16 protein-coding genes and 1 pseudogene are annotated in these 23836 nt (G+C 64.3%); 9 read left to right on the top strand and 8 right to left on the bottom strand.

What is annotated here, in order from left to right:
- The 6 genes from BTM36_RS26605 to BTM36_RS26630 form a co-directional block, all read left to right on the top strand.
- A partial coding sequence (locus BTM36_RS26605; protein WP_139347307.1) for an alpha/beta hydrolase occupies positions 1-990 on the top strand: 990 nt, incomplete at its 5' end.
- 1 nt (position 991) lies between these two features.
- Positions 992-1759 carry an enoyl-ACP reductase FabI gene (gene fabI, locus BTM36_RS26610; RefSeq protein WP_077238566.1) on the top strand — a complete coding sequence of 256 codons (768 nt, stop codon included), beginning with the start codon at positions 992-994 and terminating at the stop codon, positions 1757-1759.
- A gap of 128 nt (positions 1760-1887) precedes the next feature.
- Entirely contained in the window at positions 1888-3309 is a 1422-nt protein-coding gene (locus BTM36_RS26615; RefSeq protein ID WP_077238584.1) for a bifunctional enoyl-CoA hydratase/phosphate acetyltransferase, read from the top strand.
- A gap of 277 nt (positions 3310-3586) precedes the next feature.
- Positions 3587-6148: a cation-translocating P-type ATPase gene (locus BTM36_RS26620; RefSeq protein ID WP_077238567.1), complete on the top strand. Its 2562-nt coding sequence runs from the start codon at positions 3587-3589 to the stop codon at positions 6146-6148.
- A 168-nt stretch (positions 6149-6316) separates the two neighbouring features.
- Positions 6317-7498, top strand: a complete 1182-nt coding sequence (locus tag BTM36_RS26625) for an acyl-CoA dehydrogenase family protein (protein WP_077238585.1) — start codon at positions 6317-6319, stop codon at positions 7496-7498.
- Positions 7499-7656: 158 nt separating this feature from the next.
- Entirely contained in the window at positions 7657-10296 is a 2640-nt protein-coding gene (locus BTM36_RS26630) for an EAL domain-containing protein (protein WP_077238568.1), read from the top strand.
- A gap of 46 nt (positions 10297-10342) precedes the next feature.
- Here BTM36_RS26630 and BTM36_RS26635 read toward each other — a convergent pair whose 3' ends face one another.
- Positions 10343-10642, bottom strand: a complete 300-nt coding sequence (locus BTM36_RS26635; RefSeq protein WP_077238569.1) for a hypothetical protein — start codon at positions 10640-10642, stop codon at positions 10343-10345.
- Between the two features lie 95 nt (positions 10643-10737).
- Positions 10738-11964: a chromate efflux transporter gene (gene chrA, locus BTM36_RS26640; protein WP_077238570.1), complete on the bottom strand. Its 1227-nt coding sequence runs from the start codon at positions 11962-11964 to the stop codon at positions 10738-10740.
- Positions 11965-12217: 253 nt separating this feature from the next.
- Here chrA and BTM36_RS26645 point away from each other — a divergent pair, with 253 nt between their 5' ends.
- On the top strand, positions 12218-14437 hold the full coding sequence (locus BTM36_RS26645; protein WP_077238571.1) for a TonB-dependent siderophore receptor: 2220 nt from the start codon (positions 12218-12220) through the stop codon (positions 14435-14437).
- A complete protein-coding gene (locus BTM36_RS26650) occupies positions 14437-15750 on the top strand; it encodes a PepSY domain-containing protein (RefSeq protein ID WP_077238572.1) in 1314 nt (437 codons plus the stop codon). Before BTM36_RS26645 ends, BTM36_RS26650 begins: the two co-directional genes overlap by 1 nt.
- Here BTM36_RS26650 and BTM36_RS26655 read toward each other — a convergent pair.
- The 5 genes from BTM36_RS26655 to BTM36_RS26675 form a co-directional block, all read right to left on the bottom strand.
- The gene (locus tag BTM36_RS26655; RefSeq protein WP_077238573.1) at positions 15684-15893 is read right to left on the bottom strand and encodes a DUF4880 domain-containing protein; all 210 of its coding nucleotides are present in this window, start codon (positions 15891-15893) and stop codon (positions 15684-15686) included. The two genes, BTM36_RS26650 and BTM36_RS26655, sit on opposite strands and share 67 nt — an antisense overlap.
- Before the next feature lie 82 nt (positions 15894-15975).
- Positions 15976-16533 (bottom strand): RNA polymerase factor sigma-70, encoded by a 558-nt coding sequence (locus BTM36_RS26660; protein WP_077238574.1) that lies wholly within the window; start codon positions 16531-16533, stop codon positions 15976-15978.
- A gap of 24 nt (positions 16534-16557) precedes the next feature.
- Positions 16558-18993 (bottom strand): TonB-dependent siderophore receptor, encoded by a 2436-nt coding sequence (locus BTM36_RS26665; RefSeq protein WP_139347308.1) that lies wholly within the window; start codon positions 18991-18993, stop codon positions 16558-16560.
- Between the two features lie 135 nt (positions 18994-19128).
- Positions 19129-20178 (bottom strand): FecR domain-containing protein, encoded by a 1050-nt coding sequence (locus tag BTM36_RS26670; protein ID WP_077238575.1) that lies wholly within the window; start codon positions 20176-20178, stop codon positions 19129-19131.
- A 23-nt stretch (positions 20179-20201) separates the two neighbouring features.
- Positions 20202-20723, bottom strand: a complete 522-nt coding sequence (locus BTM36_RS26675; protein WP_006462213.1) for a sigma-70 family RNA polymerase sigma factor — start codon at positions 20721-20723, stop codon at positions 20202-20204.
- A 353-nt stretch (positions 20724-21076) separates the two neighbouring features.
- Between BTM36_RS26675 and BTM36_RS26680 the strand changes: the two are divergent.
- Positions 21077-21610: pseudogene (locus BTM36_RS26680) on the top strand (HAD-IA family hydrolase); the annotation flags it as partial.
- A gap of 401 nt (positions 21611-22011) precedes the next feature.
- Here the strand turns inward: BTM36_RS26680 and BTM36_RS26685 are convergent.
- On the bottom strand, positions 22012-23637 hold the full coding sequence (locus BTM36_RS26685; protein WP_034302257.1) for a methyl-accepting chemotaxis protein: 1626 nt from the start codon (positions 23635-23637) through the stop codon (positions 22012-22014).
- Positions 23638-23836 lie beyond the last annotated feature (199 nt).

Here is a 23836-nt window from a genome sequence, read left to right on the forward strand (position 1 = left end):
CCGGCGAACTCGCTGATCCGCTATCTGGTCGAGCGCGGTCACACGGTATTCTGCGTCTCCTGGAAGAACCCCGGTCCCGAAGACCGCGACCTGGGCATGGACGACTACCTGAACGCCGGTCTGCATGCCGCCCTCGACACGGTCAACCGCATCGTGCCCGGTCGGAAAGTACATGGCGCTGGTTATTGCCTGGGTGGCAGCCTGCTGGCCATTGCAGCGGCCGCGATGGCGCGCGACGGCGACCCGCGCCTGGCATCGCTGACCTTGCTGGCGGCCCAGACCGACTTCAGCGAGCCGGGTGAACTGGGCCTGTTCATCGACGAAAGCCAGATCAGCCTGCTGGAGGCCCAGATGCAAGAGGCCGGCACGCTCAGCCAGACACAGATGGCGGCCGCCTTCCAGATGCTGCGCTCCTACGACCTGCTCTGGTCACGCGTGATCGGCCAATACCTGATGGGGACGCCGGCCCGCAACAGCGACCTGATGGAATGGAATGCGGACGCCACCCGCATGCCGGCTCGCATGCATTCGCAATACCTGCGCCGGCTGTTCCTGGATGACGATCTGAGTGAAGGCCGCTATCCCGTGGAGGGCAAGCCGGTCGCGCTCAGTGACATCAATACCCCGGTATTCCTGGTGGGAACGGTCCGCGACCACGTCGCGCCCTGGCACTCGGTCTTCAAGCTGCATTATCTGTGCCCTGCGGAAATCACCTTCGTCTTGGTCAGCGGCGGCCACAATGCCGGCATCGTCAGCCCGCCTGGGCATCCGCGCAGCCAGTTCCAGATGCGCACCCGGCCGGCCGGTGGCGCCTACTGCCCGCCCGATCAATGGGCCACAGAGACTCCCGTCTCCGAAGGCTCCTGGTGGCCCGCCTGGCAAACCTGGCTGGCGCAGCATTCGGGCGAGCCCACCACTCCGCCCCGTCTGGGCGGTGCAAAAGCCGGGCGGATGGACGATGCGCCCGGAGCCTACATCATGGAGAAATAGGATGGTGCTTTCGCTGGAAGGAAAAAAAGGCCTGGTGGTCGGCATCGCCGACAAGCACAGCATCGCCTGGGGCTGTGCCCGTGCACTGCACGCGGCCGGCGCCGAGCTGGCCGTGACCTGGCTCAACGACAAGGCGCGCCATTATGTGGAACCCCTGGCGGATCAGGTGCAGGCCACCATCATGAGCCCGCTGGACGTCAGTCAACCTGGCCAGATGGAGCATCTCTTCGAACTGATCACGACGCACTGGGGCAGGCTGGACTTCGTGCTGCATTCGATCGCCTTCGCACCGGCGGCGGACCTGCACGACCGCGTCGTGAATTGCTCGCCCGAGGGATTTGCCAAGGCAATGGACGTATCCTGCCATTCCTTCATCCGCATGGCCCGCCTGGCGCAGCCCCTGATGAAGAATGGCGGCAGCCTGATCACCATGAGTTATGTCGGTGCCGACGAGGTCGTCAGCAACTACGGCATGATGGGGCCGGTCAAGGCGGCGCTGGAAGCCAGCGTACGCTATCTGGCCAGCGACCTGGGCCCGGCTGGCATCCGGGTCAATGCCGTGTCGCCGGGGCCGCTGGCCACGCGGGCGGCCTCCGGACTGAATTGTTTCGAGGAGTTTCTGACCGACGCCGCCCGCCGTTCGCCCTTGCGCCGGCTGGCCAATATCGACGATGTCGGTGACCTGTGCAGCTTTCTGGCCAGCGATGCGTCCAGCGTGATCACCGGAAACACCTTGTATGTCGATGCGGGCTATCACATCGTCGCATGAGCCACCCCGGGCAAGCGCGAGCGCCACATCGCGGAATCCGCTCCGGCCCATTCCCAGCCGAGGACACCATGACCGAAGCATCATCAGGCAACCCCGCCAGCATCGCCAGTACCTCCAGTACCGCCAACATGACAGATACGCACGCCAGCGACGACCTGCTCGGCCTGATCCGCAACCGGGTCTTCGCGGAAATCGCCATCGGTGACACTGCCACCATCACCCGCACGCTCACCTCGGCCGACATCCAGCTCTTCGCGGTCATCTCCGGTGACGCCAATCCCCAGCACCTGGATGCCGCCTTCGCCAAGGAAAGCCGGTTCCACGGGCTGATCGCACATGGCATGTTCGGCGGCGCACTGATCTCGGCGGTACTGGGGACCCGGCTGCCGGGGCCAGGCACGATCTATCTCGGCCAGACCCTGCGGTTCCTGCATCCGGTCCGCATCGGCGATACGCTGCAGACCAGCGTCACCGTGGTCGCACGTGACGAAGCCCGGCACCGGCTGACGCTCAAATGCGCCTGCGTCAATCAGGACAATGTCATCGTGATCGAAGGCGAGGCCGACGTCATCGCACCCACCGAATCCATCGTGCGACGCCGGACCACCTTGCCGGAAGTCAGCATGAAGATGGGCGATGGCGAGCTGCAACAGTTGCTCGACCATACGCGCCAGCTGGGGCCGGTCAAGGTCGCCATCGTCCACCCCTGCGACGCGGCCAGCCTGTCGGCGGTACTGGACGCCCATGCCGCCGGCATCATCCTGCCGGTGCTGGTGGCGCCCCGGGCCAAGCTGCTGGCCCTGGCGGCGCAGCAGAAGCTGGATATCTCCGCGTTCCCCATCGAGGACGTTCCCCATAGCCACGCGGCGGCGGCACGTGCGGTCGAGCTGGCCAGCCAGGGACAGGTGGAGATGCTGATGAAAGGCAGCCTGCATACCGACGAATTCATGAGCGCCGTGGTGGCCAGCCCGGCGCTGCGCACCAAGCGCCGCATGAGCCATTGCTACCTGATGCAGACGCCCTCCTACCCGCGACCCTTCATCATCACCGATGCAGCCGTGAACATCGAACCGACGCTGGAAGAAAAGGCCGACATCATCCGCAATGCCATCGACCTGGCCCAGGCCATTGGCGTCAAGCTGCCCAGGGTGGCCATCCTGGCGGCGGTGGAGACGGTCAATCCGAGGATGCCGGCCACGCTGGACGCCGCCGCGCTATGCAAGATGGCCGATCGCGGGCAGATCACCGGCGGCGTACTGGATGGCCCGCTGGCCTTCGACAATGCGGTCTCGCCGGTATCGGCACGGGTCAAGGGCATCGCCTCGGATGTGGCGGGACAAGCGGACATCCTGGTGGTCCCCGATCTGGAAAGCGGCAATCTGCTGGCCAAGCAACTGGAATATCTGGGTGGCGCCGTCAGCGCCGGTCTGGTGCTCGGCGCGCGCCAGCCGCTGGTGCTGACCAGCCGCGCCGACTCACGCGAAACAAGGCTGGCCTCCTGTGCCGTGGCGCGCCTGGTGGCGCAGCACTACCGGGCCATCCCGCCCTGATGGGAGGGGCAAGTTTCCCCGCCTTGACGTTCAGTCCTGAACGACGTACTGAACGACGAAGTAGAAAACGACATAGATGATCAAGAGTGCCATGCTCGCCAATAGTGGAATAGTCAATATTCGCATTGTCTGTCCTGACGTCGGTGACCCAGGGCAGGAACCGCGCCCGAGCCGAACTAGCTGCCGTCCATGATGGGCGACATGCGCGACGAAGAACTGATGCAGATCAGATAAATCGGCCGAAGCAGTATCGCTATGCACATCGAGGGAGGTTCGGATGCGAGAGTCGAAGGATGATTACCAAGGCCTGTTACCTTCCGAAGTGGCGCGCATCCTTGCCGAGGACGGGCCGAACGTGTTGACATCCGAACGGCGCCGGATGGGACGGGCTCTGATCAATGTTCTGAAGGAGCCGATGTTCGTGCTCCTGCTGTCGGCCGCTGCCATCTATCTGGCCCTGGGCGATCTGCGCGAAGGCTTGTTGTTATTGTTCATGGTTGCGCTCACCGTGGGGCTGACGCTCTATCAGGAGGGAAAGACCGAGCATGCGCTGTCCGCCCTGCGCGTGCTCAACAGCCCGACCGCACGGGTAATCCGAGAGGGGCGGACGGTGCGCGTGCCCAGCCAGGATCTGGTGCGGGGCGACCTGATCCTTCTGGAGGAAGGCGCCCGGGTGCCGGCAGACGCGGACGTTCTTGAGGCCACCAATCTGCAGATCGATGAATCATTGCTGACCGGAGAGGCTTGCCCGGTGGAAAAGCGCGGCCCACCAATGACACCCGAACTGCATCAGCCCTCCCCTGCGCAAACCGACAGCGCGATGCTGGTGCGATCAGGCACATTGGTCGTACGAGGCAGTGGTATCGCCCGGGTGAGCGCTACAGGCGCCCGCAGTGAACTGGGAAAGATCAGCAGTCTGCTGCATGAGCTGGTCGAGGAACCGAGCCCGATGCAGCGGCACGTGGCTCGTGCAGTCAAGGTGTTTGCCGTAGCCGGCCTGGCGCTGAGCGCCCTTCTCGTGGTTCTCGAAGGCTATGCCCATGGCCGCTGGACCGAGGCCCTGTTGATGGGAATCGCCTTGTCGATGTCGCTGCTGCCGGAAGAGCTTCCCATCATCCTCACGGTCTTTCCTGCCATCGGGGCATGGCGCATGGCGCGGGCCAATGTGCTGACGCGACGCCTGTCGGCGGTCGAGGCCCTGGGTTCGATCACGGTCCTGTGCACCGACAAGACCGGAACGCTGACAGAGAACCGGATGCGTGTCGTACAGGCGATGAGCGCCGGGCACCATCTCTACTTCGATGAGAGCGACGTCGGCATCACCTCGCCGCAGTGGCGCACGCTGCTGGAAACCGCAGCCCTGGCGAGCAGCCAGCGTCCCACCGACCCCATGGAGAAGGCCTTTCATCAGCTGGCCGGGGAAAGCGCCAAACGCTTCGCACCGCCAGCGGTCACGCAGCTGCTGCAGGAATACCCGCTCAGTCCCGAGTTGCGGGCGATGACGCTGGTCTGGAAAGGCGATGCAGACACCCCCTTGCTGGTAGCGACCAAGGGGGCGCCGGAGGCGATTGCCACCTTGTGTGGCCTGACACCGGCAGAGGTGCAACAGATGCAGCACGATGTCCTGCACCTGGCCAGCCATGGCTTGCGCGTGATCGCAGTGGCCAGCTGCAACTGGAGCGGTCCGCTACCGGCCTCGCAGACCGGCTTCGCGCTGCGCTACCTGGGCCTGCTGGCACTGGCCGATCCCCTGCGAGAGGCCGTACCGGCTGCGATCCAGGCCTGTCATCGGGCCGGGATCAGGGTCATCATGATCACCGGCGACCATCCTGGCACGGCCCAGAACATTGCGAGAGAAGCCGGCATCAGTGCCGACCGGATTTTGCTGGGCGATGAAGTCCAGGCCATGGATAAGCACGAACTCTCCTGCCGGCTGCGCACCACCAGCGTCTTCGCGCGCATCACGCCCCAGCAGAAGTTGCGCATCGTGGCGGCACTGAAGGCCGACGGCCAGATCGTCGCCATGACCGGCGACGGCGTCAACGATGCGCCTGCGCTCAAGGCCGCGCATGTCGGTATCGCCATGGGAGGGCGCGGTACCGATGTCGCCAGGGAAGCCGGCTCGCTGATCCTGCTGGACGACAATTTTTCCTCCATCGTGGAGGGCATCCTGACGGGGCGGCGGATCTTTTCCAGAATGCGCAGTGCGATGACCTACGTCCTGTCCATGCATGTGCCTATCGCCGGCATGGCATTGCTGCCTGTCATCTGCGGCTGGCCCTTGATCCTCTATCCGATGCAGATTGCATTCCTGGAGCTGATCGTCGACCCTGCCTGTACGCTGGCCTTTGAGAATGCGGCAACGGACGGCAGCGAGCGCAGTGCGCCGGGGCGCAATGGCAACGCGCCGCTGCTGGAAATGCGCACCCTCCTGCTGGCGGTGATGCAGGGCGGTCTGGCCCTGGGGTTCGCGGTCTGCGGCTATGCCTGGTTTCTGGAACGACTCGCGCCAGGCCAGGCCCGTGCTGCCGGGTTCATCGTGCTGGTCGTGCTCAATCTCAGTCTGATGTTTTCGGCGCTGGCCCCTGGACGCCACTTCCTGCAGGCGCTCTACCCGAGCAATGGTGCGGCACTGATTATTTCGGCGCTCGCCGTGACCATGCTGCTGGCGGCCTTGTACGTTCCGGCACTGACCGAGGCCTTCCATTTCTCGTCATTGCCGTTGCCTGAGCTTGTCATGGCATTTGCCTGGGGCGTCCTTGCCTTCCCTGCTTATGAATGCGCAAAGTTCCTGATCGCCCGGTTCAGACGTTCTCCACCCACCGTAAGCGAAAACTGAGCGCTGGTGTCCGCCACATCGGCCATATCGGCCATATCGGCCGCATATGACTGGCCCAAGCAAGCTAATGCGAAATGCGCAGTTTGGCTTGCCTGCCCGGAGCTCTATGATGTGCTCATCCCGGCCATCCGGCCTGCGGCATCCATTCTCCCGGACACCATCGACCTCATGAGCACACTTCCCTCCGACCTCCTGCAGCGCATTGCCGACGGCGCCGCCCAGCGCGATGCAAAGCGTGAACAACCCTTTGCCCTGATCGAAGAAATCAAGGCCACCGGCTTCGGTGCAAGGCGGCTCGACGCCGATTACGGTGGCGGTGGCGCCACTTTCGTTCAGACCCTGGAGACCGCCATCGAACTGGGTGCCGCCGATCCCAATATCGCCCACATCTGGCGCAATCACCATGTGGCCCTGGAACGCGTGCTCAACGCACCACTGCAACATCCGGGCGTGACCGCACTGCGCGAGCGCGTGCGTGCCGGCGACCTGATCGGCGCCTCCCATACCGAACGGGGACAGGCGCAGATCGGCGGCGCCGGTGTGCTGTCTACGCGTCTGGTCCGCCAGGGTGAGCACTATGTGCTCAACGGCCAGAAGTTCTATTCGACCGGTTCGCTCTTCGCCGACTGGCTGCACGTGACGGTGTCGGTGGAAGACGGCCGCCGCGCGGTGGTCCTGCTGCCCCGCCAGCGCGAAGGCGTGCAGACCGTGGACGACTGGTACGGCATGGGCCAGCGCCTGACCGGCAGCGGCACCACCAACTTCGAGAATGTCCTGGTGGCCCCGCACGAAGTGCTGCTGCCGGATCAGGTACCAGCGCGCCAGGCGGTGCTGGGCTCGACCATTGCGCAACTATTCCTCACGGCGGTCATAGCCGGCGTGGTCAGCGCAGTGGCACGCGACGCCAGCGCGCTGCTGTCCAAACGCAAGCGCAATTACTACTACGCCCCCACACCGGCGGCGGCCGATGACCCTATCCTGCTGAGCGCCCTGGGCGAACGCGATGCCGATGCCTTCGCCACCCGCGCCATCGTGCTGGCCGCCGCCAGCGAGGCCGACCGCGCCTATGCCGCCCTGAAGAGCAATGCGGCCGATGCCGACGACCGCCTGCAGGATGCCGCCGCTGCCGCCGCACGCGCCAAGGTGGTGGTGGATCGCATCGCCCATCACGCCGCCACGGCCCTGTTCGACATCGCCGGAGCCTCGGCCACCCTCACCTCGGCCAATCTGGATCGTCACTGGCGCAACATCCGCACCATCTCCACCCACAACCCGACCTCGCACAAGGCCTTTGCACTGGGCAACCTGAGCGCGAACCAGGTCCGCCTGCCGACCCAGGGATTCTTCTAAGAGCGCGGGGGCGTACGCTACGCCCTCGCGTTTTCCCCTTGCCTCGGCTGATGCCAACAAACCGACGTAACTGGCAATGGCGGTAAACGTTCCAATTTGGTTTGATGTTCTATAAAGTAGACAAAAAACCAAATAAGGAACACATCGCTGTGGCAAACATGTCGGCCAGCAATCCGCCTGCGACAGAGGCAAGGCAGCCGGGCCAGGGTGTAGCCGCGGGCGTGCAGCGCAAGGGGTGGAGCAAGGGGTGGCGTCCATGGCGCCTCCTGCTCCTGTTGTGCTGCCTGCTGACCCTTTCCGAGGGCCAGGCCAAGGTGCTGTCGGTCGGCGTCTACCAGAATCCGCCCAAGATCTTCTTCGACAGTGCCGGCACCGCCTCCGGCCTGCACATCGACCTGCTGCGCCAGATCGCCAGCCGCGAGGACTGGCAACTGCGTTTCGTGCCCTGCGAATGGCAGACCTGCCTGCAATGGGCCGAAGAAGGCAAGATCGATATCCTCCCCGATGTGGCCTGGACCGAGCAGCGTGAAAAAATGCTGCAATACTCCGCCGTGCCGGCGCTCTATAGCTGGTCCATCCTGTATCGCAACCAGTCCGTGGTGATCGATTCGGTGTTCGATCTCAAGGGCAAGAAGATCGGCCTGCTCGACAGCTCGGTGCAGGCCAGCTATTTCCGCGCCCTGATGGATAACTCCGGGATCAAACTGACCCTGGTGCCATTGAAAAACGTGGAAGAAGGTTTCCGCATGGCCGCCGCCGGCGAGATCGATGGCATCATCGCCAGCCAGCAGGCGGGCGACATGCTGGCCGACCGCTATCGTCTGGCCGACACCAGCATCGTGTTCCAGCCGGTCAAGCTGTATTTCGTCAGCAGCAGGCAACAGCCCCCGGAGACCCTGGCGGCCATCGACCGCGCTCTGTCCCAGTGGCAGGCTGATCCGCAATCCATCTACTTCGATATCCTGCGCAAATGGGGCCGTGGCGCGACCTCGCTGCCGACGTATATGTGGTGGTTGCTGGGCGGTGCCCTGGCGCTGCTGGTCTGCGCCTTGCTGATCGCCGCCTACCTGCGCCGGGAAGTCGCCCGCCGCACCGCCAGGCTCAGGCAAAGCGAAGCCTCATTGCGTATCGCTGCGGCGGCCTTCCATTCTTCGGAGGCGATCTGGGTCATGGGTGCCGATCGTAGCGTGCTCGATGTCAACGCCGCCTTCACCGAGTTGACCGGTTATCGACAGGGCGACCCTGACCTGGATGCCCAGGGGATGCCGCCCTGCCGTCAGGAGCAGGAAGACCGGGATTTCCGGACCAGCCTGTGGGCCCTGATCCAGAGCCAGGGGAAATGGCAGGGCGAGCTCTGCGTACAGCGTCGCGGTGGCGACGAATTCCATGCCGTCCTCACCCTGACCGCGGTGAATGACCCCGCCGGTGGTGTGAGTCACTATGTCGGGACGCTGCTGGACATCAGCAGCCAGAAGCGCCTGCAGGAGGAAACCCGTCAACTGGCCTTCTACGACCCGCTCACCGGCCTGCCCAACCGCCGCCTGCTTCTGGAGAAGATCCAGCCCGCCAGCCACCGTGGCCATAGGGCTGAGAGCGGTCAAGGCGTTGGAGGATTGTTCTTCGTCGACGTCGACAACTTCAAGGACCTCAATGACGCCATGGGCCACACTGTTGGCGACCAGCTTTTGCAGCAGTTGGCGCAGCGTCTGCAGAACCTGGTCGGCCGTACCGGCATGGTGGCGCGTCTGGGCGGAGACGAATTCGTGGTGCTGCTGGATGGACTGCCGGCACAACAGGCCCAGTTGCTGGCCAGCCAGTTCGCCCAGCGCATCATCGATGCCATGCAAGCGCGCTTCGACTTCCATGGCGTCGGCCATTTCGCGACCTGCTCGGTCGGCGTGGCATTGATGCAGGATCCGCATGCCAGCGTGCAGGACCTGCTGCGCCAGGGTGATCTGGCCATGTACGCGGCCAAGAAGGCGGGACGCAATACCTTCTGCCTGTTCAACCAGGAAATGGAATCGGCCCTGCATTTCCGCACCGGCCTGGAGAACGACCTGCGCCGCGCCATCGAGAACGGAGAGTTCAGCCTGCACTACCAGCCGCAGCGTGACCAGGCCGGTCGCCTGATCGGCGTGGAAGCCCTGGCGCGCTGGCACAATCCCTTCCGGGGCCCGGTCCCGCCTGGCCTCTTCATTCCCGTGGCGGAGGCCTCCGGCCTGATCCTGCCACTGGGACATTGGGTGTTCGAGCAGGCCTGTCGCCAATCCGTGCGCTGGAATCGCAGCGACAACGGCAGTCGGCCACCGGTGGTCATCGCGGTCAATGTGAGCGCGCTCCAGCTGCGTCAGCCGGATTTCGTGCAGGACATCCTGCGCACCATCGAAGAGACCGGCGCTCAGGCTGCCCACCTCAAGCTGGAGTTGACGGAGTCGGCCATGGTGGAGGACGTGCAAGCCACCATCGACAAGATGCTGGAGTTGAAGCGCCATGGGCTGACGCTGGCGCTGGACGATTTCGGTACCGGCTATTCCTCGTTGTCGCTGCTCAAGCGTCTACCGTTGGACCAGCTCAAGATCGACCAGTCCTTCGTCCGCGAATTGCTGGCCACCCCCAGCGATGTCGCCATCGCCAGGAGCATCATCGCCCTGGCCGATGCGCTCGGCCTGGAAGTCATTGCCGAAGGCGTCGAGACCCGCGAGCAGCAGCAATTCCTGGCCGCCCTGGGTTGCACCCGCTACCAGGGCTACCTGTTCGGCAAGCCGGTACCGGCCGAGCAGTTCGACGGCAGCTATTGATCACACGGGATAGGCCATGACGGCCGGCGGCCGGCAGTGGCGACGTTCAGTGGGCGGCGCTGCGATCGGCCAGCATCAGGTATTCGGCATGCAGGTGGGCCGCTTCCAGTACCTTGCGGTATTTGTCCCGGTCGGCCGGGACACTGGCGAGTTCATGCTGCAGCAGCTGTCCGATGATCTCGCTGGCCTCGGCCGCTTCGGTGCCGGCCGTCTGCATCGCCAGCAGGCAGTTCCTGACGGTGGCGCGCACCAGTTCGGCGACCGGTTCATCCTGTTCGGACATGTCGCACAGCCGGACGATGATGCCCAGATGGCGGCGTGCGATGCTCATGGCGTTGGTACACATGGTCCCCTCCTTATCGTGGATTCACGATAGGACGGCAACCACGCGCACGCCATCAGGGGTTTCCTGATTGCAAGCCCGGCAACAGCAGCCAGGCTTCAGAGCGCCTGCAGCAGGACCCCGCTCAGCGCCAGGATCACCACCACCGCCAATGGCGGCAGGCGCCAGGCCATCAGCAGCACCATGCCGGTCACGGCCAGCGCAAAATCGCGGGCATTGAACACTGCACTGGTCCACACCGGGTTGTAGAGCGCCCCCGCCAGCAGGCCGACTACGGCGGCATTGGCCCCGCGCATGGCGGCCTGGGCCAGCGGCCGTTGCCGGAAGTCGTCCCAGAACGGCAGCGCGCCCAACAGAAGCAGGAAACCCGGCAGGAAGATCGCCAGCAGGCATAGCACGGCACCTGCCACGCCATTGGGGAAGGCTTGCATCACCGTGCCGAGGTAGGCGGCGAAGGTAAAGAGCGGACCCGGCACCGCCTGCGCGGCACCATAACCGGCCAGGAAGACATCGTTGGAGACCCAGCCGGGGCCGACCACTTCGGCCTGCAGCAAGGGCAGCACCACATGTCCACCGCCGAAGACCAGTGAGGCCGAACGATAGAAGGCATCAAACACCGAAACAGCATGCAGCCCGGACCACGTCGCCACCAGCGGCAAGCCGACCAGTAACAGCAGGAAAGCAGCCAGGCAGGCCAGGCCGACACCGCGCGACACGCCGAATCCCAGTTGCCCCCGGCTGGTCACGGCAAGGCCACGACAGAACAACAAGCCGGTCACGGTACCAAACAGGATGGCGGCGATCTGGCCCACGGCGCTGCCGGCGCCGATCACGATCATCAACGCACCCAGCGCGATGCTGATGCGCTGGCGGTCGGGCGTGATGGTGCGCGCCATGCCCCAGACCGCCTGGGCCACCACAGCCACGGCCACGATCTTCAGACCGTGCAGCAGACCGGTACCGAGGACACCCGACATGCTCCCAGCGACCAGGCCAAAGACCAGCAGCAACAGCGCCGATGGCAAGGTGAATGCCGCCCAGGCTGCCAGGGCGCCCCACGGGCCGCCACGCAACAGGCCCAGGGCGAAACCGACCTGGCTGGACGCCGGGCCGGGCAGGAACTGGCACAGCGCGACCAGATCGGCATAGCTGCTTTCACCAATCCAGCGGCGGCGCACCACGAGCTCGTCGCGGAAATATGCCAGGTGCGCCACCGGTCCGCCAAATGAAGTCAGCCCCAGCTTGAGAAAAACACGCAGTACCTCGCCGGCACTGCCGCGTGCTGCGCGGTCATCCTGGTATATCGGGTCTTCGTCGTGCGTCATTGCGCAAGAACTCACTTTCTGCATCTCGATGGTGTCTGCACCCCGCAGGCTGCGGTGTCGGCAGACTGGCTATCATAATGCAGTCGCTCGAACCTACCAACGCCATGTGCAGGCGGCGGATAGGCGGTGCCGCGTTTCGCCGCCCGAACTCCCTCCTAAACACAAACACTTCTCATTCGTCTATCAGAGAGCGCGCCATCCGGCACGCGCCAGCCCGGCTGGCGATCCCTTCTTGCGTATTTCGCTCTCGACCATGACCAACCGATATAACAACAAGCTCCCTTGCTCTCCCCTGCGCCCCCGCCTGCTGGTGCAGTCCCTGCGACTGGCCCTGCTCGGGTTATCGGCAACTTCCTCCGCCTGGGCGCAGAACGACCCTGCCAGCACGGCCTTGCCGCAGGTCACCGTCACCGCAACCGAAGAAGAAAAGGCCACCGGTCCGGTGCACGGCTTCGTCGCCCGGCGCAGCGCCACCGCCACCAAGACCGACACCGCCATCACCGACACCCCGCAATCGATCTCGGTGGTGACGGCCGACCAGATCGCCACCCAGCAGGCGCGCACCGTGGCCGAGGCCCTGGGTTATACCAGTGGCGTGCAGGTATCCACGGGGGCTTTCGCCATCGTCGATACGGCTTCGCTGCTGCGCGGCTTTGCGCTCAACAATGGCGGTTCTTTCTATCGCGATGGCATGCTGACCTCGTCCAATGCCAGCTACAGCCGCTATGCGCCCGAGCCCTATGGGCTGGAGCGCATCGAATTGCTGCATGGCCCGGCCTCGGTGATGTTTGGCCAGAATTCGCCGGGCGGACTGATCAACGTGGTCTCCAAGAAGCCGACCACCACCGCGCTGCACGAACTGCAGGTGCAGGTGGGCAGCTTCGACCGCAAGCAGGTAGCCGGCGATTTCGGCGGCGCCCTGGATGCCGCCGGAGTCTGGTCCTATCGCCTGACCGGCCTGGCGCGCGACGCCGGCACCCAGGTCGACGGGACCGTGGACCGCCGCCTGTTCCTGGCGCCGGCCATCACCTGGCGCCCGGACGAGCGCACCGAATGGACCGGCCGCTTCGAATACCAGCGTAGTGAAGGCCTGTCCAACAACCTGTTGCCGGCCAGCGGCACGGTCAGCCCCAATCCGAACGGCCAGATTCCCACCAGTACCGCGCTGGGACGCACTGGCGACAACAACGAGCGCTACGAGAACTGGTCGCTCAGTTCGCTGTTCTCGCACCAGTTCAATGAGGTCTGGAGCTTCCGCCAGAACCTGCGCTACACCGACTACAACGGTACCCGCAACAACCTGCGTTTCGCCGCCTTCTTCCCCGCCACGCAGTCGGCAGTGGCGGCGCTGCAGCGCTGGCGCCTGGGGACCGACTCCAATACCTTCACCGCCGACCAGCAGCTGCAGGCAGACTTCGGTACCGGCCCGCTCAGGCACAAGGTCTTGATGGGCCTGGACCTGCACCATACCGCCGGTACCGTGCGCGGCTACGTCAGCCCCAATACTGCGGCCGGCTATGTGTTCTCCAACATCTACACCACCAGCTACGGCAACCTGCCGGCGGTGGCCGAGAACTACAACCTGCGCACCCAGGATGACCAGATGGGCCTCTACCTGCAGGACCAGATCCGCATCGCCGAGCGCTGGATCCTCTCGGCCGGGCTGCGCCATGACCGCTCCGACCAGAAGGTGAGCAATGCCATCGCCCGTACCGTCACCGACCGCAGCGACCGCGCCAATACCCGCAACCTCGGCCTGGTACATGAGATGGCGGGAGGCTTCTCGCCCTACCTGAGCTACACCGAGTCCTTCACGCCCACCACCGGCCTGAGCTATGGCGGCGCCATGCTCAAGCCGGAACGGGCCAAGCAGTACGAGACCGGCATCAAGTACGTGCCACCGGGGACCAATGCGCTGTTCACCCTGGCAGTGTTCGACCTGCGCCGGCAGAACGTGGCTACCGCCGACCTGGCCCACGCCGGCTACTCGATCCAGACCGGCGAGGCACGCTCGCGCGGGGTGGAACTGGAAGGCAAGATGTCGCTCGCTGATGGGTTGAACCTGACCTCCAGCTACAGCTATACCGATGCAAAGGTCACCAGCAATACCTCCAGCAGCAGCGCCACCAGCACCGTGGGCAAGGCGCTGCCGGGCGCGGCCCGTCACAATGCGGGGGTACTGGTGGACTATGGCTTCCAGCGTGGCGCCATGGCCGGCGCCCATCTCTCGGCCGGGGTACGTTACATCGGTCGCTCTTATGGCAATGCCCTCAACACCTTCGAAACCCCGGCGGTCACCTTGCTGGACTTCGGGGCGAGGATGGACCTGGGTCGCATCAACAGCGAGTGGCGCAATATCGAGCTGGCGCTCAAGCTCAACAACGTGACCGACCGGGTCTATGCGTACTGCTCCGAACTGTGTGAATACGGCGCCCGTCGCACCGGACTGCTCCAGTTGACCACCCGATGGTAATGCGCCCCACCCTGGCCGGCCGGGCCAGCGCCTGGCTGTGCCGCCACGCACCTGATCGCCACACGCTGGTCCTGTTGCATCGCTGGAACGGCCTGGTGCTGGCCCTGTTCCTGCTGGTGGCCAGCCTGACCGGTAGCCTGCTGGCCTTCGAGGACGAGCTCGATCTGTGGCTGGCGCCGGAGTTGCACCTGGCGCATCCGGCCCCGGGCCAGCCGGCCTCGGCCATGCTGGACCCGTACGCGTTGCGCGAACGGGTGGCGCTGGCGCTGGGGCCACAGGCCGATGTCAGCCAGTTGATCCTGCATCCGCAAGCGGGTCGTACGGTACGTTTCCTGGTCGGCCCGGCCATCGACCGCGCCACCGGCAAGCCCTTCCGGCTGGGGTATGACGAAGTCCTGGTCAATCCCCATACCGGGGCGATCCAGGGGCTGCGGGACCGCCAGAGGATCAGCCTGGAACCCTCCGCGCTGATGCCGCTGGTGTTCAACCTGCACCACTCGCTGGCCTTGCCGCGCGTGGCCGGGGCCTTGGTGATGGGTGTGGTAGCCACACTGTGGACGCTGGACTGCCTGGTCGGCATGATCCTGACCTGGCCACGGGGTCGACCTTTCCTGGCGAAATGGAAGCCGGCCTGGCTGGTCAAGTGGCGGGCCGGTTTCTATCGCGTCAATCTCGATCTGCATCGCGCCTTCGGCCTGTGGTGTTGGGTGTTGCTGCTGATGCTGGCCTGGTCCAGCGTGATGTTCAACCTGCGCGACCAGATCTATCTGCCGGTGATGTCGCGCCTGCTGCCCTTCGATTACAGCTGGCGCCCCGCGCCGCCCCTGGCCCATGCGTCACCACTGACGGCGGGACCACCGATGTCCTGGCCGCAGGCGCATGCCATGGCACGCCGGGCCATGGCCGGTTTCGCCAGGGAACGCGGACTGCAGATCGACTTCGAGGAAAGACTGAGTTACGACCGCCGGCGCGGGGTGTATGCCTACATGGTGCACAGCAATGCCGACCTGCGCAGCGACGTTGGCAATACCGGACTGCTGATCGATGCCGCCAGCGGTCAGATCCGTGGCCACTGGCTGCCGACAGGCGACCGCAGCGGCAATACCTTCAGCAACTGGCTCGGCGCGCTGCACATGGGCCATGTGTTCGGACTGCCCTGGCGCATCGCGCTGGCTTTGCTGGGATTGGCGGTGAGCCTGTTGACGGTGACCGGCGTGGTGATCTGGTGGAAGAAGCGCGGCGCGCGTCAGCCACGCTCCCCGGGGGCGGGAATGAATCCCAGCGCCAGCCACAGGGTGCGGGCTTCGCGATAGGCGGCCAGATGGGCGGGGTCGGTCTGCAGCCATTGCTGCAGGGCCTGCTGTTCAGGCTCGTCGAGCCCGTCCTGTTCGTGCTCGCGCATCACCCAGGAGACGGCGGTCTGCCACGACAGGGAATAAGCGGAAGGCTGGGACATGGAGGACGGATCGATGGGACGAGGCGCAAACACCGGAAAAAAACACGCCACCCAACAGGGCGGCACGAGTGCGCATCATAGCTTATCGCCCCGTCCCATGGCAGGTCGCGCCGGCTTGCAGCTGCGCGCGGCAACTGTCCATGGCGTCGCGGATCAGGAAGTTGACCAGCGTGGCCGATATCCCCAGTTCGGCGGCGATCTCGCGCTGGCTCATGCCACTCAGCCGATACAGTTCGAACACCCGGCGCGTGCGCGGCGGCAGGCTGGCCAAAGCGTGGCTGATCAGCGCCAGCGTCTGGCGGCTGATGGCGATGGCTTCCGGTCCCTGCGCCTCTTCGTGAACGGCCTGGCCCTCTTCCTCGACGGCGAAGACATCGCTTTCGAAGGCGCTGCGGCGATGACGATCGATGGCCAGGTTGCGCACGATGCGCAGCAGGTAGGCCGAGGGCTGGCGGATATCGAATCCGGCCGGGACTTCGCTGATCTTGAGGTAGGCATCCTGCACCACGTCCTCGGCGCGATGCGGACAGCCCAGGATGCGCAGCGCCGCATCACGCAGACGCCGCCTTTGGCCGATGAAATGCTCGCGCAGGTCCGATGCAGTCGCATCGTGGTGAGGTATTGCCTGCCTGTCTTGCATGGTGATGGATCCCCTTTCCTCTGGCTACCAGCGATAGCGGGCGCTCAACAGCGCCATCCGTTCTTCGGCCCAGAAGCAGGTCAGGGTCGGCTCGGCCAGGCAGGAGGTGCTCTGGCGGTTGGTCAGGTTGCTGATGTTGAGCGCATAGCGCCAATGCCCCTGGTCCAGCCGCAGCATGGCGTCCAGCAGCAGTACGGCGGCATTGCGCACGCTGTTGTCGGCATTGGCATAGTTGCGACCGACATAGCGCACGCCCCCTCCTATCCCCCAGCCGGACCACACCGGGCCTGGGCTGTAGTCCAGCCACAGGCTGGCTGCATGACGTGGCACCAGCACCGGTGACTTGCCCTGCAAGGCGGGATCGACATGGCGCGTGTTGATGGCCTGGGTATAGGCGTAGGCGGCCGCAATGTTGAGACCTGGGTGCAGCCTGCCCTTGGCCTCCAGTTCCACCCCGCGCGAGCGGACCTGGCTCTGGGTGAGGTAGGCATTGGTATGTTGCGGGTCGGCGGTGAGCACGTTGTCCTTGCTGACCTGGTAGAGCGCGGCGGTATAGAGCAGGCGCTGCCCCTGTGGCTGGAACTTGAGACCGACTTCCAGTTGCCGTCCGTAGGCTGGTGCAAAGGGCTGGCCCGCGGCGTCCTGGCCGGCCTGCGGCAGGAAGGCGGTGCTGTAGTTCAGATACGGCACCAGAGCGGGGTAATGGGTCCAGGCCAGGCCCAGGCGATGGCTCCAGGCCTGGGCGCGGCTATCCAGGCGGGACGGCCCGATGTCGTTGCGAGTGCTATCGGTGACGCGATCATGGCGACTACCCAGGGTCCATACCCAGGCGCCATCGCGGATCTGGTCCTGGACATAGACGCCGGTCTGGCGCATCTCTTCATGCAATTGCGCATAGAGGGTGGAAGCCAGCGCTATGGGCATGCCATAGACCGGCTGCGCCAGGTCCAGCGCGGGCGCGGTTCCCCGGTAACGTTGCTCGTCCTGACGCATCTGCATCAGGTCCAGCCCCAGCAGCACGGTATGGTCGAGCGGCCCCTGTTGCCAGCGGCCTTGCAGGCGGGTATCGATCTGGGTGCTGGTCAGTTGCGTCTGGTAGCGGGCGCTGCTGCGCGAGAGCACGCTGCCGCTCAAGCTGCCCGGGTTGAGGACCGAGTAGTCCGACCGCAGCGCCGCGTGGCGGAAATTCTGCTGCAGGCGCCAGGTCGCATCCAGCCGCTGATCCAGCATCCAGCCCAGCGACCATTGCTCGCCCCGCTGATGATCCGTACCGGGGTCGCCGACCAGCGTATGGGTCAGGCTGCCGTCGGGACGTACCGCCGTCCAGCGGCCGCTGCCACTGCGGTCGCGCAGGTAGTCGGCCAGCAGGATCAGATGGCTGTCGCCGCCCAGCTGCAGCTTCAGCGAGGGCGCCAGGTACAGACGATCGTTGGGCACGGCACTGCCATTGCCGTAGCTGAACTGGGTATTGCTGTCCAGCGCCAGGCCCACCAGACGGCCCTGTACCCGGCCGGCATCGTCCAGGGTAGCACTCAGGTCGGCCGCCAGCTGGCGCCGCTGGAAGCTGCCGATACCGGCCTGTATCTCGTTGGGCGCATCGTCTCCGGCCACCTTGCTGATACGGTTGACCACCCCGCCCGGATCGGCCTGCCCGAAGCTGGCCGACGCCGCTCCCCGCAAGACTTCGACCCGTTCCAGCCCGTATGCCTCGGTGCGGAACGTGCCAAAGCCGGCCACCGGCTGGCGCAGGCCATTGAGGTAGTTGCTGGTGTTCTGGGCATTGATGAAACCGCGCAGGTTGAAGTAGTCGTAGCCGCGTGGATCGACGCCATGCGTTTCGGTGTTGGCGCCGGGCATGTAGCGCAGCACGTCGAGGATGCTGTCGGCGCCGCGTGCTTCCATTTCGGCACGGGTGACGACCGACAGCGATTGGGCAATTTCCAGCAAGGGGGTGACGGTGCGGGTGGCGCTCTGGCCAGCGGCAACGGCGTAGCCTTCGCTGCCCTCGGCGAACTCGGCCTGTTCGCCACGACCGTCGATGATGACGTCCTTCAGACGTTGCGTCTGCTGGCGCACCGGCATGGGCGCGCCGCCTTCACCCATGCCGGTGCGCCATTGCAGGCCATAGCTGCCATTGGCGGCGCGTACCGCCTGCAGGCCGCTACCGGCCAGCAACTGCGCCAGGCCATCCTCCACCGCCAGCGTAGCGGCCAGCGCCACTACCTGCCGGCCCTGCACCATGTCCGGCGCATACGACAGGGTGATGCCAGCCTGGCGGGCGAAGTGGTTCAGGGCCTGTTCCAGCGGTCCGGCGGCGATCTCGTAATGACGTCGGTCCTGCGCCATGACCCCGGCCGGCCACAAGCTCAGGCCGCCGAGGGCCAGCAGCAGCGCCATCAGCGCCATGCGCGTGATGCCGGCGATGCGGGAGTTCTGGGACAGGAATGGAGTGGAGGGCATGCGCAAGCGGTTCGATTCGTCGGGCTACACTGGGATGCCGAACGAGTCCTCCAAAACCCGTAAGCGGAAGCGAAAAAAATCCGGCCCGGCCCGATCAGCTCGTGCGGCTCGCCACCAGGCCCGCTGCCTGGCACACTAGCCGGCCGCCGCCAGCCTCACCCAGAACCGCGTGCGTCGCTGCACGACCACCGGCAGTGTCCGGGCCAGCGAGTCCAGGGCCGCATCGCTGTCCTGCAACTGGAAGACGCCGGACACCCGCAAGTCGGCCACCGTCGGATCGCACAGCAGCCAGCCATGGCGATAGCGCGCCATCTCGACAAGCAGGTCGCCCAGCCGCATCTGGCGCGCCACCAGGGTCTGTTCCAGCCAGGCCGTGGGGTCCATGGCGGCCGTCACGATGGCCTGGCGCGCCAGTTGCCCCTGCGCATCGATCTCGACCATCTCGCCTGGGAAGATGACCTCGCGCATGCCGCTGGCCGTCTGCACCGCCACCTGCCCCTCGATCACCGTGAGCCGGGTACTCTGCGCCTGCTGGCGGACATCGAAGCGCGTCCCCAGTGCCTGCAGCAGCGCTTGTCCAGTCCTGACCCGCAAGGGTCGATACTGCACGGCCTGGGCATCCTTGCCGGTATCGACGAAGATTTCACCCTGGCGCAGCACCAGCAGCCGCTGCTCCTCGTCGAAACGGACTTGGATGTGGGAATCAGTGTTGAGCGCCAGATGGGTGCCGTCGCTGAGGCTGAGCCGACGCTGGGCGCCGGTGGCCGTGGTGTAGCCATCGGCCTGCAACAGCTCCGGCAGGTGCAGCAGGCCCGCCTGGCGCGCCGCCAGCGACGCCACGGCCAGTCCCCCCAGACCCAGTGCGACACCGCCCAGCCAGCGACGGCGTGACTGCCGCTGCTGGCGGCTGCGGGACAGTCGCTTGAGTGGTCCCTGCCATTGACCTGCCGGAACCGGCAGGGCCACCAGGCGCTGGAACTGTTCTTCAGCAGCCATCAGATCACGCCATACCTGCGCATGACAGGGGTCGGCACGACACCAGTGCTCAATCTGCGCCTGCAGGTGGGCATCCACACCGTGGCGCCCGGCGTCAGCCCGCAAGCGGACCAGCCAGGCGATGGCCTGGTCGAGGACCAGGGGATCGACTGCGGGTGTGTTGGAGCTGGCTGGCGGCGAGGCAGGCATGGCGCGGGCACAAATGCAGGCGGCTAACCCTGGAGCGACTGCCGCATCAGGTAGCAATGGCGGATCGCGGCGGCCATGTATTTCTCCACGCTGCTCAGCGACACTCCCATGCGGGTGGCGATCTCGGGATAGCTCATCTGTTCCAGGCGCGACAGCAGGAAGGCCTCGCGCGCCCGGGCGCCCAGGCCTTCGAGCATGGCGTCGATGGCCGCCAGCAGTTCGATGAGCAGCATCCGCGCTTCCGGTGAGACCACCTCCGGCTCGGGCAGACTGGCGATGGCCTGCAGGCAGGCACGCTCGACCTCGTCACGGCGCACCTTGTCCACCACCAGTCCGTGCGCGATGCGGCTCAGCCAGGCACGCGGTTCCCGCACCTCATCCAGCGCACGTGGCTTGCCGAGCACGCGCAGGAAGGTGTCCTGGGCCAGATCGGCGGCGTCGAAACTGCTGCCCACCCTGCCCCGCAACCATTGCTGCAGCCAGCGATGATGCTCGCGATAAAGCATCTGAAAGCGCTCGGCATCGGCGAGAGGCGGGACGGACATGGCGGTGACAAGAATTGACTTAGATAATAATAATTCTCATTTTAATCTGGTATATGAAGTTTTACAACGCGCGCCAGGCCCGCTGCATGCGCTGCCTGCGTCGTGTGCTGCACGTACATCATCGATCTCCCTCTCCATCCCGACCGCACATCATGCGGGTTTTGACAAATCGGCAGCAGTCGGACTGTCACAACATGCCGTTGCGACCGTGCAGAAAAAAATTCTGTGCGGTTTGCTCACCCCAGTTCGGAAGAAAGCTCGGCCATTGCTCCGTATGCTCAAGCTGTCGCACTTGTTTTCATCTGCAGTCATCTCTCCCCCCTCCCATCGCCACCTACTTTCTGGAGCAGGACATGTCTTTGCAGCACTTCAAGGTACTCACGTTTGATGTCGTCGGCACGCTTATCGATTTCGAGGGAGGCATGCTGGCCTACCTGCGCGAGGCGGTTCCCGACAGCAAGATCTCTGACGAAGATTTTCTGACGGCCTACCGCGCCGCGCGCAGTGATGGCAATACCGGTTGGTATCCGGACGACCTGGAGCGTTGCTGGCATGTCATCGCGCCCGGTCTGGGCCTGCCAGACAGCGCCGAGCTGGCTCGCGGCCTGCGCGATTCGGTCGCGCGCTGGCCTGCCTTCCCCGATTCGGTACAGGCCCTGCAACGCCTGCGCAAGCACTTCAAGCTGGTCACCATGACCAATGCACAGAGCTGGGCGCTCCAGCATTTCTCCCGCACCCTGGGGGAGCCATTCGATCTGTTATTGAGCTGCGACGATGCCTTGTGCGAGAAGCCTGATCCGCAATATTTCGCCTATGCGCGTGGCCGCTTCGAAGGCCAATGGGGCTATCGCACGGCCGACAACCTGCATGTGGCGCAGAGCCAGTACGGGGGAAACTGAGCAAACGGAGAAATTTGTACTTTAAGCCTTTTGGATCTATGGCTACCCTATTCGATGATGCCGCGGTTATTAAGAGCACTGGTTAAATACTGTTCTGCCGCATACGCTGGGAAAGATCCTCTGCCCTCTCACGTCATTCGCTATATGAGGGTCGGCCGGGATTCCTGAAATTTTGGCCAAAAACCTCCTAAGCCATTGATTGAAAAAGCTTTTTCAATCTATCGCCAACGTCCCGTATATTTTCTTTCTGAATCCACGCGCTGAATCGGCCTCTCCCGCCTTGGGCATCCGGGTGCCACAGGTACAGTCAAAAAAAGCCCCGCGCGAGGCGGGGCTGTGAATTACCAGTGGAAGATCGGCACTGGCAAGGGGTTCTGTTTGGCATATTGCTAGCTGAGCAGTCCTACGGGCAGCGGCGTGATATCCATGTGATTGCCTACCACGCTTGTAGTAGCCGCGGAAACGCGGCGGAAATCGCTGCCACTGAGCTTGAAGATGCCGACTGTCCGCTGTAGACGGCTGGACTGTTCCTGCAGCGATTGTGCTGCTGCGGCGGCCTCTTCCACTAGGGCAGCGTTCTGCTGCGTCACTTCGTCCATCTGGACGATGGCCTGATTGATCTGCTCGATACCATCACTTTGTTCGCCACTGGCGGCAGTAATTTCGGCCACCACATCGGTCACCCGCTTGACGCTGGCCACCACCTCGCTCATGGTCGCACCGGCCTGCTCTACGAGACGGCTGCCATTTTCCACGCGCTCGACCGAAGTATCGATCAGTGACTTGATTTCTTTGGCTGCGGCAGCGCTGCGCTGTGCCAGAGTACGTACTTCGGAGGCCACAACAGCGAATCCGCGTCCTTGCTCGCCAGCCCGCGCCGCTTCTACGGCCGCATTCAAGGCCAAGATGTTGGTCTGGAAAGCGATGCCATCGATGACCGTGATGATATCCACGATCTTGCGCGATGCTTCGTTGATCTCACCCATGGTTTGTACCACCTGCCCGACAACGCTGCCGCCCTGCACGGCCACCTCTGAGGCAGTGGCTGCCAGGCTGTTGGCCTGGCGGGCGTTGTCGGCATTCTGCTTGACCGTGGAGGTCAGCTCTTCCATTGCCGAAGCAGTTTCTTCTAGAGCGCCAGCCTGTTCTTCAGTGCGCGAGGAAAGGTCCAGGTTGCCGGAGGCAATTTCGGAAGATGCAGTGTTGATCGTGTCACTGCCCGAACGTACCTCGCTGACGATACGGTGCAGGTTGTCATTCATGGACTTGAGCGAGGCCAGCAGCATGCCGGTTTCGTCCTTGCTAGTCTCACCGATTTGTACCGTCAGGTCGCCTTGCGCCACAGCGCTGGCCACGTCCACTGCTTCATTAAGCGGACGGGTGATGGATCGCGTGACCCACCAGGCAGCAATGATGCATAAGACGATGGCGACCCCGGACAGGCTCAGCATCAAGGTTATCGCCGAAGCGGCAGTCTGGTTGCTCTCGGCGACACCTTGCTCCATAAGCGACTTCTGCAGCGACACAAACTGGTCGAGCACCTGGAAATATTTGTCTTGTGCCGGGATTACCACAGTGAAGAGATGCTCGATAGCGACATCTTTCTGTTGCTGCTTGATCAGCTCGCGCAGCTTGTCGCGCGGCCCATTGTAGGCCGCACGTGCTTCTTCGACGGCCTTGAAGATATCTCGCCCCTGCTGGGTCGACAACAGCTTTTCGATCTTGGCCATTGCTTCGGTTGTCTTGGCACTGGCAGCTGCGCTACGATCAAGGTAACGCGTGGCTTCTTCGAGGTTGCGCCCAAGCAAAGCATTGCGCAGGTTGCGGGCAGCTGCATTGACATTGTCGCGTATATCCCCGGCCAGTGCGATCTTGGCGTAACGATCTTCCACCAAGATATTGGAGGCCTTACTGATGCTGCTAAGGCTCTGCAAGCCGACACCCGTGATGAGGCACATCACGGCAATGAGTACCGCAAAGCAAGCTGCAAGTCGTGCGCTGATCTTGATGTTCATTCCGAGCCCCTGATGGAGTGTGATAAGGAAAAGACTCAAAGTCTGTATGCAGCCGCATTACCGCACTATAAGGAATATCCTGATGCTCGCGGGCAATGAGTCTGTCGTTTTGCCTGAGCCGATGTCTGCTCCCTGCGGCACTAAAAAGCTGACGCTCAATCCTCTTGAACGTCAGCTTTTGATTAGACTTGAGCCTAGA

It is taken from the genome of Herbaspirillum sp. VT-16-41 (assembly GCF_001994935.1).
GTDB classification, from domain to species: domain Bacteria; phylum Pseudomonadota; class Gammaproteobacteria; order Burkholderiales; family Burkholderiaceae_D; genus Herbaspirillum; species Herbaspirillum frisingense.

Excerpts from the sequence above, each read along its gene's own strand:
- BTM36_RS26625 (WP_077238585.1), top strand. The coding sequence starts at position 6,317 with ATGAGCACACTTCCCTCCGACCTCCTGCAGCGCATTGCCGACGGCGCC.
- BTM36_RS26685 (WP_034302257.1), bottom strand. The coding sequence starts at position 23,637 with ATGAACATCAAGATCAGCGCACGACTTGCAGCTTGCTTTGCGGTACTC.
- BTM36_RS26635 (WP_077238569.1), bottom strand. The coding sequence starts at position 10,642 with ATGTGTACCAACGCCATGAGCATCGCACGCCGCCATCTGGGCATCATC.
- BTM36_RS26620 (WP_077238567.1), top strand. The coding sequence starts at position 3,587 with ATGCGAGAGTCGAAGGATGATTACCAAGGCCTGTTACCTTCCGAAGTG.
- BTM36_RS26675 (WP_006462213.1), bottom strand. The coding sequence starts at position 20,723 with ATGTCCGTCCCGCCTCTCGCCGATGCCGAGCGCTTTCAGATGCTTTAT.
- BTM36_RS26665 (WP_139347308.1), bottom strand. The coding sequence starts at position 18,993 with ATGCCCTCCACTCCATTCCTGTCCCAGAACTCCCGCATCGCCGGCATC.
- BTM36_RS26615 (WP_077238584.1), top strand. The coding sequence starts at position 1,888 with ATGACAGATACGCACGCCAGCGACGACCTGCTCGGCCTGATCCGCAAC.
- chrA (WP_077238570.1), bottom strand. The coding sequence starts at position 11,964 with ATGACGCACGACGAAGACCCGATATACCAGGATGACCGCGCAGCACGC.
- BTM36_RS26655 (WP_077238573.1), bottom strand. The coding sequence starts at position 15,893 with ATGTCCCAGCCTTCCGCTTATTCCCTGTCGTGGCAGACCGCCGTCTCC.
- fabI (WP_077238566.1), top strand. The coding sequence starts at position 992 with ATGGTGCTTTCGCTGGAAGGAAAAAAAGGCCTGGTGGTCGGCATCGCC.
- BTM36_RS26660 (WP_077238574.1), bottom strand. The coding sequence starts at position 16,533 with ATGCAAGACAGGCAGGCAATACCTCACCACGATGCGACTGCATCGGAC.
- BTM36_RS26645 (WP_077238571.1), top strand. The coding sequence starts at position 12,218 with ATGACCAACCGATATAACAACAAGCTCCCTTGCTCTCCCCTGCGCCCC.
- BTM36_RS26630 (WP_077238568.1), top strand. The coding sequence starts at position 7,657 with ATGTCGGCCAGCAATCCGCCTGCGACAGAGGCAAGGCAGCCGGGCCAG.
- BTM36_RS26670 (WP_077238575.1), bottom strand. The coding sequence starts at position 20,178 with ATGCCTGCCTCGCCGCCAGCCAGCTCCAACACACCCGCAGTCGATCCC.
- BTM36_RS26650 (WP_077238572.1), top strand. The coding sequence starts at position 14,437 with ATGCGCCCCACCCTGGCCGGCCGGGCCAGCGCCTGGCTGTGCCGCCAC.